7 protein-coding genes and 1 tRNA gene are annotated in these 8,561 nt (G+C 46.5%); 2 read left to right on the top strand and 6 right to left on the bottom strand.

Annotated elements, in window-relative coordinates; all coding sequences use genetic code 11:
• Window positions 1-535 precede the first annotated feature (535 nt).
• The 4 genes from CLOSYM_RS16845 to CLOSYM_RS16830 form a co-directional block, all read right to left on the bottom strand.
• Complete coding sequence (locus tag CLOSYM_RS16845) at window positions 536-1,648, bottom strand: ABC transporter ATP-binding protein (RefSeq protein WP_003501466.1); 1,113 nt, start codon at window positions 1,646-1,648, stop codon at window positions 536-538.
• A gap of 476 nt (window positions 1,649-2,124) precedes the next feature.
• The gene (locus CLOSYM_RS16840) at window positions 2,125-2,499 is read right to left on the bottom strand and encodes a RidA family protein (RefSeq protein ID WP_003501464.1); all 375 of its coding nucleotides are present in this window, start codon (window positions 2,497-2,499) and stop codon (window positions 2,125-2,127) included.
• Between the two features lie 10 nt (window positions 2,500-2,509).
• Entirely contained in the window at window positions 2,510-3,349 is an 840-nt protein-coding gene (locus CLOSYM_RS16835; protein ID WP_003501462.1) for a CvfB family protein, read from the bottom strand.
• A gap of 1 nt (window position 3,350) precedes the next feature.
• Window positions 3,351-4,073: an acyl-[acyl-carrier-protein] thioesterase gene (locus CLOSYM_RS16830; protein WP_003506727.1), complete on the bottom strand. Its 723-nt coding sequence runs from the start codon at window positions 4,071-4,073 to the stop codon at window positions 3,351-3,353.
• Window positions 4,074-4,459: 386 nt separating this feature from the next.
• Between CLOSYM_RS16830 and CLOSYM_RS16825 the strand changes: the two genes are divergently transcribed.
• Window positions 4,460-4,531 (top strand) — tRNA-Gln (locus CLOSYM_RS16825).
• Window positions 4,532-4,829: 298 nt separating this feature from the next.
• Here the strand turns inward: CLOSYM_RS16825 and CLOSYM_RS16820 are convergent.
• Together CLOSYM_RS16820 and CLOSYM_RS16815 are read right to left on the bottom strand one after the other, a co-directional pair.
• Window positions 4,830-5,288 carry a DUF1700 domain-containing protein gene (locus CLOSYM_RS16820; RefSeq protein WP_021643037.1) on the bottom strand — a complete coding sequence of 153 codons (459 nt, stop codon included), beginning with the start codon at window positions 5,286-5,288 and terminating at the stop codon, window positions 4,830-4,832.
• Window positions 5,289-5,316: 28 nt separating this feature from the next.
• Window positions 5,317-7,254, bottom strand: coding sequence for a fructose-bisphosphatase class III (locus CLOSYM_RS16815; RefSeq protein ID WP_003501457.1), 1,938 nt, complete (start codon window positions 7,252-7,254; stop codon window positions 5,317-5,319).
• Window positions 7,255-7,506: 252 nt separating this feature from the next.
• Here CLOSYM_RS16815 and CLOSYM_RS16810 point away from each other — a divergent pair, with 252 nt between their 5' ends.
• Window positions 7,507-8,319 (top strand): MBL fold metallo-hydrolase, encoded by an 813-nt coding sequence (locus CLOSYM_RS16810; RefSeq protein ID WP_021643036.1) that lies wholly within the window; start codon window positions 7,507-7,509, stop codon window positions 8,317-8,319.
• Window positions 8,320-8,561 lie beyond the last annotated feature (242 nt).

Here is an 8,561-nt window from a genome sequence, read left to right as displayed (position 1 = left end):
CCTTTGCACTGGAATTTACTTTTTCAAGTCAGAATTTTGTATAATTTATGTTATTATTCATTGCCGTAATATTACCGATACTCCATCCGGTATCGGCCCACGGAATAATCATTCTCTCCGGAGGTGACTGCCATACCTTCCTTTTCCTTCGCAGAATGTTCCGCCATACCTGAGGATGACGGCCGGAAACAAAATTTATATGACCGAAGATTCCCACGAAAACATCCGGCGCTAACTCAGTTCGGAATATGATGGGCTGCTGTTTGCCCCGGAAACGTCGGAGTAACATGGAAGTACAAAAAGAAATACAGATAATACAATATGGCGCTTATGAATATTAATATTTAAACATGATACTATCCATGCTATAGGAAACGTAAGAATTGTAGGTGTAATCAAGTAAAACACGCCAAACTGCTCACAGGTCACCGCCATCAAAAAAAGAAGAACGCTTTCAGACATATCACCGAAAGCGTTCTTCTTTTTTAAATATGTAATTTTTAAACTGTCTCTTTCAAACTTGTTGACTCTTCTCTTAATTTAAAATAACCTTCTCTGTCTCTTTATCAAAAATATGTACTTTAGACAGATCCAGGGCAAATTCTACCGTATCTCCCGGACGTGCCGTTGTTCTTGGATTCACTCTGGCCGTGCAGCTATTCTCCTCCACATCAAAATACAGGAATACTTCGGCTCCGAGCATTTCATATACACGGATAGAAGCCTTAATTGTCGAGCCTGCGGCTGCTTTGACCGCTTCCTCCTCGTCATGCAGATCTTCCGGACGGATACCCATGATCACTTCTTTTCCGATATAGCCGGCCTCTTCAAGCGCTTTTCCCTTTTCTGCCGGAAGTACAATCGTATTTCCTGCAAAGGTAAGAGTCACGGAGGAGCCTGATTTGCTGACAGCAGAATCCAAAAGATTCATCTGGGGGGCGCCGATAAATCCGGCAACGAATTTATTAGCCGGTTTGTCATAAAGGTTCTGAGGTGTATCTACCTGCTGAACAAGGCCGTCCTTCATAACAACAATTCTGGTTCCCAGCGTCATAGCCTCTGTCTGGTCATGCGTAACGTATATAATCGTGGTTCCCAGTCTCTGATGAAGCTTGGAAATCTCAATACGCATCTGCCCTCTGAGCTTCGCATCCAGGTTGGACAGCGGCTCGTCCATCAGAAAGACCTTTGGATTACGTACAATAGCACGCCCCATGGCAACACGCTGTCTCTGTCCGCCGGAAAGAGCCTTCGGTTTGCGGTCCAGCAAGTGGGAAAGATCCAGGATCTTGGCCGCCTCCTGAACGAGCCGGTCTATTTCATCCTTCGGCATCTTTCTGAGCTTTAAGCCAAATGCCATATTATCGTAAACCGTCATATGCGGATACAATGCATAGTTCTGGAAAACCATGGCAATATCCCTGTCCTTCGGTTCCACGTCATTCATCAGTTTCCCATCAATATAAAGTTCTCCGGACGTAATATCCTCCAAACCGGCAATCATACGAAGTGTCGTGGATTTACCGCAGCCGGAAGGTCCTACGAAAATAATAAATTCCTTGTCTGCAATCTCCAGGTTAAAGTCTTTAACCGCTACAAATCCGTTCGGATATTTTTTTGTTACATTTTTAAGTGATAAACTGGCCATTCTTCCTGTTCCTCCTGCCTTTAATACATAGTCACGCTGTCTCTTCTCATTCTGTATGTATTAATCCTATCATGACTCCGCTTATCACACTATGTTTTAAATGCCACAAAATCAATTCTCTGTTTTGAGCATTTTGTATATGATGAAAAAAAAGTGTCCAAAATGTCAAATTAAAATGTTCTACTTCCGGCGAAACCGTTCATATTTGGTACAATTGTTTAAATAAAAAACAAATTTGTGAAAACTCAACAAACTTACACTTCCGCTTCTGTGCAATCCTTTTGACGTTAATTTTAATTTGTCTAAAATAGACAATTTTTTACCGTTTAAAAAGCTAAAAAGACGTGAAGGATTACCGCTTGACAAGTACTTTGCTCAAAGAAAAGATTGTTCTATTCCCAACAAAAAAATCCCCGAGCAGCAGGGGAAACGGTTTCTCCTCACCGGCTCAGGGATGTGTTCGGAAGGTGCGGTTATTATTTCAAAGCAATCGCTTCCATCTCCATCAGGACATCTTTCGGCAGTCTGGCAACCTCCACACAGGAACGTGCCGGACAATCTCCCTCAAAATATCTGGCATAAATTTCATTAATCTTGGTAAACTCGCCCATATCTTTAATGAACACCGTCGTCTTGATTACATTCGCCATTGAGGTTCCTGCCGACTCCAGAAGGTTCTTTACATTCTCCATGACCTGCTCAGCCTGGGCTTCAATCCCCTCCGGGATTTCTCCTGTAGCCGGATTTACCGGGATCTGACCGGATGTGTAAATGATCCCATTTACCTCAATTGCCTGTGAATACGGTCCGATTGCTGCCGGCGCCTTCTCTGTGCTGATTACTTTCTTCATGTTTTTTTCCTCACTTTCCTGTTCTTTTGATGTTTTTTTCTGTTATCTCTATCTTACCTTCTTTTAAGAGATGTCCTACTGCACGTTTAAATGCATTCTTGCTCAGGCCGAATTCCCGTCTTATCACCTCCGGGTCTGCCTTATCGTTAAATGGAAGCACTCCGTCAAATTCATCAATTGCCTTCAGCACAAGCTCCACATCGTTGTCCATCTGCAGATACGCTTTTTCCCTGAGGCTCAGATCCAGCTTCCCGTCCTCTCTGACCTTAGTCACGCGGGCCCTCACCACTTCGCCGGGCTGGCACTTGGAGAACAGCTCCTTCTTCGGAATCAGCCCGTAATACTGATCATCCACCGCAACAAAAACTCCCAGATTCTCGTTGATTTCATATACCCGGCACTCAGCCCAGTCATCTTTTTTATAAGGTGCATGATTATTTAAATACGAATAAACCTTCGTTGTTGCCGCCAGGCGGCCGCTCTTGTCCACATAAAGGGCAACCAGGCATTCCTCTCCGACTCTGACCTTGTGGTTCTGCTCCTTAAAAGGAAGCAGCACATCCTTCTCCAGCCCCATGTCCAGAAACGCTCCGATTTTTGATACATCATTCACTTTCAGAAGAGCCGTCTCCCCCACCTGCAGCTTTGGCATGGCGGTAGTCGCAATCAGACGGTCCTCGGAATCCTTATAGATAAATACCCGGATCGTGTCCCCGGTCTTTGTCCCTTCCGGCACCTGTTTTTTGGGAAGCAGCACGGAAGCTTCCGCATCCTGCTTCTCTCCCAGGTAAACTCCGAATTCCTTTTCCCGGAGTACTTCCAGTTCCTGTATTTTCCCCAATTCTATCATGTCATTCGTCCTCTCTTTTCTCGGCCAGCCATATGTTGGCAAATACATTACCCGCGGCGTCCTGAAGAGATACCACATATCCCTCCGCTGTTTTGCCGATCTTCGGGTACATGACATCACCCAGCACCGCGGCCTTTTTATATTCGGTCCTCAGCTCCCGGATAGTAAATTTCTCCGGCAGAAGCTCTCTGGCAATCTCCACGTACTGTGCGTTGTTCACATGCTGGTTCGTGTCAATATGGTGTCTCGCCGCCGTAACCGGCTCAGCGCTTTGGCAGTCTTTTGGCAGCACAATCTTCCTGGGCGCAGGCGGAAGCTCAAGCTTCTGCTCCCCTGCTCCGTAGCCCCGTATCTCGTCCTGTGTGACCCTGGCCGGACAATTATTCTCCAAATCATAAAAGAACCAGCATGAATCTGCTCTGACGAGATAATTTCCTTCTAAATCGGTGATCGTAAAATTCCTGTACCCATAGATCCCCTTAAAGCCATATGGCCATGTCGATATTTTGATACGCTCGCCAAGTCCCGGACAGCGGTCAATCAAAATCTGCCATGTGTTCAGCCACCAGGCCCTCTTCTTATCATAAAGATAGGATAGCCCTAATTTCAGATCCTCTGACTGGAATGTGGAACAGTCCTGCAGATAATTCATGATTCCGGTTACCGAAAGTTTCCCGAATTCATCCATCTCACTGTACCGCACTCTGCTTTCAAATGTATACATAGTCCACCTCGCTGTCGTATCGGTATGAAAATGGCCTGTCTCATCTGCCGCTATACCGATACTCTGCTGCTATTATAGCTGATTCGGCCAGACTTGTCCAGTTTGCCGTTTCGCGCCGCACAACTCGGGATTTTCGCAAAAAACAGCGAAAACACCCCGCGGAATACATCATGGCTGATCTGTTACCAGCAATTCATTCCGTTCGGCTCTCCCACACGAGCAGCCTCCCCACGGGGACGGAAGACTCAGAAAACCAGCCGAACCGCACCGGACCCGGTCCGTTGCGGACGCGTCCTCCGTTTTCAATCAGTTTTTTATTAATTTATTTTTACAATAAGGCTTGACATCTTACAAATCCCGAAGTATAATACAGATCGTTATTTCATTGGGCCATCGCCAAATGGTAAGGCAACGGACTCTGACTCCGTCATTTCAAGGTTCGAATCCTTGTGGCCCAGCTTTAAGAAGAGCATTTAGTCAGCCAACGGCGGCAGACTGATGCTTTTTTTATTTAACAGGATACTTCTCCTGTTAAATAAAAACCGCTCCGCGGAGAATCCCGCGAGCAGAATTCTTTCTTGTTTATTAATTCAAAATCTTTCATCATATTCGCGAAAAGAGCCTTGCCGGGATCCCTCCCTCACAATCCCGGCACAGGCTCTATTTATATAATTCTGTAATCATGATATCCGGGAACATCTTCCACGGGCCTTCCTACGATGCTTTTGTCCGCTTTGACTGCTGCTCCCGCCGCTCTTATCGTCTCATACCTTTTATAAATGTATATATCAGCCAAATCAGAATAATCGGGCCTGCAAAGCGCATCAGAAGTGCGAAAATTCCGCCAATCACAGTGATTACCGTAACCATGAAAAAGACTACGATTACAAGAAGGAGCAGCTTCCAGTACCATTTATTCAGATTGAAATAACGGAAGCTTCCGGTCTCCTGCTGCCCATAGCCGCTTCCCTGATTCTCATAATAGCCGCTTCCCTGTTCCGGGACATCACCGGCCGCCTCGCTGCTGTCTATAATCGTCCTGGCAATCAGTCTCGGACTGCCTATCTCATCAATTACATCCTCTTCCCTGCGTCCGGCCGCCGTCTCCTGAGTAATATAGTTGTCATAATATCTCAGGTTTTCCTGCAGCACCCCGCCGGAAACCTCCCCCTGCAATGCTTCCTTAAGCTCCTGTAAAAATTCTGATTTCCTCATGTTCACTCCTTAGCTTGCGCAGCCTGTATTACCGTATCCTCTCTTTCAGAGCGCCTTTCCGGTAGGCTGCCACCAGTTCTTTTAAGTCTTCAATTCTTCTTGCCAGTTCTTTACCGTCATCCGTATCAGCCACCATAATACGTTTGCGCATCTTTTCTACAATGCTGACCTTTGGAGTACTTTCTTTTTTCGGGTCAAAGGGTTTATGCTCCGCCAAAGCCAGATGCCTGGAGTTAAATATCAGCGTATAACCGGCGATACCGGTTTTTCCCTGATATGCTTTGGAAAGTCCGCCGTCAATAATAAACAGCTTTCCTCCCGCCTTGATTGGAGTCTCCCCATCCTTAATCTTTACCGGTACATGGCCGTTGATAATGTGGGAACCTGTCGTCGTAAGGCCAAACTCCTCCAGTATCATGTCGCAGTATTTTTCCTGCACACTCAATTTATAATATGGATTCATCCTCTCCCTGGAAGCTTCCTTATCTTCAACAAAATAATGTTCGAATATGGTCATCTTATCTTTCCCGAAAACAGGAGATTTAGCCCCGCTCCAAAGATACCACATAAAATCACGGCTGGCCTCCTTCTCCGGATCCTGATCCGGTAGGAAATATGCTTTTTTTACCTGCTTGTCGATAAAATCCATCAGCGCCCTGCCCTTATACGCTTTTCCATTAACCGCCATCTCATCAAAGCTGCCGTCCTCTTTCATTGGAATACAGCCGTGATAAAGAAGGTTGGAATTACAGCATTTATACATACTGCCGTTGGAATACAGGAATTTAATATGCTTGTGGAGAAGGGCACTGTGGCAGAACGACAGTGTCAGCGTATGTAAAAGTTCTTCCTCTTCCTCAGAAAGCTTCAGCGGATCCGACGGATCGATGGTGGGAAATTCCATATCCATCATCGGATATTCCTTTCCCTCTATCACAACCGTTCCTCTCTGATAGTCGATGGCCGTCAGAAGGATACGGCTGTCCATCTCGTACTCGGGATGGCGTCTGATAATCTGCCCCTCCACCTTAAACTGGATTACGGCTATTGCCTTATGCATCTTTGCAGCAAGCCCAGGATCCACCGCATCGTAAATATTCTGATCCAGAATACGCGGCATGAACCGCTCGCACGGATCATCACTGTACACCTTTGCGGCAAACATGGAAAGCGGCCTGATATTAATTCCATATCCATCCTCCAGGACGTCAAAACCATTATAACTAATGGCGATCCGCAGCACATTGCAGATACAGGCCGGATTGCCGGTGGAAGCTCCCATCCACGAGATATCATGGTTTCCCCACTGGATATCCACATCATGGAACTGCATCAGCTCTTCCATAATAATATCAGCCCTAGGCCCCCGATCGAAAATATCCCCGATAATATGGAGATTGTCAATCGTCAGATTCTGAATCAGACGGCACAGGGCTATGATGAAACTGTCCGCCATCTGGGTGTCGATAATCGATCGGATAATCTCACTGTAGTACACCTTTTTATTGTCGTCATTGTAGTCCACATGCAAAAGCTCATCGATGGCATAGGCAAATTCCGGCGGCATCTTCTTGCGCACCTTGGAACGGCTGTATTTAGACGACACCTCTTTGCATATCTGTACAAGCCGGTAGAGGGCTATCCTCTGCCAGTCCTCCGTATAGTTCTGCTCCTGCTTAAGCTTTGCAATCTGCCTGTCCGGATAGTAAATCAGATTAGCCAGTTGTATCTCATCCTCCTCGGAAATAATATGTCCGAAGGTTTCTTTAATCTTCTCACGTATAATACCGGAGGAACTGCGGAGCAAATGAATAAAAGCCTCATATTCCCCGTGCAGATCACTGAAAAAGTACTCGGTACCCTTTGGCAGTCCGCAGATTGCCATCAAATTTACAATCTCACTGGATGCCGACTCCAATGTAGGATACTCGCGTGACATCAATTTCAGATATGCCAGATCTCTCATTCCACATCCCCCCCTCTGCCTCCCGTCAGGCTGCGTATCGTTACAGTTCAGCCTACTGCCAAACTGCAGCAAACGATAACCTGCACGCTCCGCGCACAAGTCACCGCCTGCAATAATGCAATGAAACGGCAAAAAACGCCGTTGATTGTGGTGAAATGCCTGTCCGGTTGCTTTTATGATAGGTTTATAGTATCATAAGATGGAAAAAAAATAAAGATTTAGTTAATCTGTCTATCTTAAGGAGGTTTCCCCATGCAGAAAGAACTTCTCTATGTTTTCGGCACCGGCAATGCCGCCGTCACCAGGTGCTATAATACATGTTTTGCCATACGGACCGTGAACGGTGAATTCTTTATGGTAGATACAGGCGGCGGAAACGGTATTCTCGGTATCCTGGAGGATATGGAGGTACCTCTGTCTAAAATCCATCACATTTTCATCACCCATGAACATACCGACCATATCCTGGGTATTGTCTGGATGATCCGTATGATAGCAACCGCTATGAAAAAAGGCAGCTATGAGGGCTGCCTGAACATCTACTGTCATGACGGTCTGCCGGACACGATAAGCACGCTCTGCCGCCTGACCATGCAGAAAAAGTTTTACAGCATGATAGGCGAACGGATCCATCTGATTCCGGTGAAGGATCAGGAGTCCATGGATATTCTGGGACTTACCGTCACTTTCTTCGATATTCTCTCAACTAAAGCCAGGCAGTTCGGTTTTACCGCCCTTCTTGCCAATGGAAGGAAGCTGTGCTGCGCCGGTGATGAACCCTTAAATCCACGGTGCGAACATCATGCCGCGGGCAGTGACTGGCTGCTTCATGAAGCATTTTGCCTCTATGGTGACAGGGAGCGTTTTAATCCCTATGAAAAGCATCACAGCACAGTGAAAGAGGCCTGTGAGCTTGCCGAGCGTCTCCATATTCCTTCCTTTATTCTCTGGCATACGGAGGATAAAAACATTTCCGGACGCAAAAAGCTCTATACAAGTGAAGGAAAAGAGTTTTACCACGGACGGCTTTTCGTACCCGACGACGGGGAAATCATCGAGCTTTGAATACAAATTGGAGATTTAACTGAGGTAGGAGGACGCGTCCGGAACGGACCATGTCCGGTGTGGTGAGGGGGATGGCCCTGTCGCGGCCACTACGTGTTTCCGGCAGGCCGATATCATATCCTCCACAATTTTTTATAAAAGGCGTATTGAAGGCATATCGTATTTCCCACACACGGTAGCACTGAGTGCCCGCGACAAGGTCAGCCCTCCGCACTTAACGCGTGAGACACTCAGCGGCCGCA

Origin of the sequence: [Clostridium] symbiosum ATCC 14940, from assembly GCF_000466485.1 — a bacterium.
GTDB lineage: Bacteria > Bacillota > Clostridia > Lachnospirales > Lachnospiraceae > Otoolea > Otoolea symbiosa.
The sequence above is the reverse complement of the archived record's forward strand: the minus strand, read 5'-3'. Positions and strand labels throughout refer to the sequence as shown.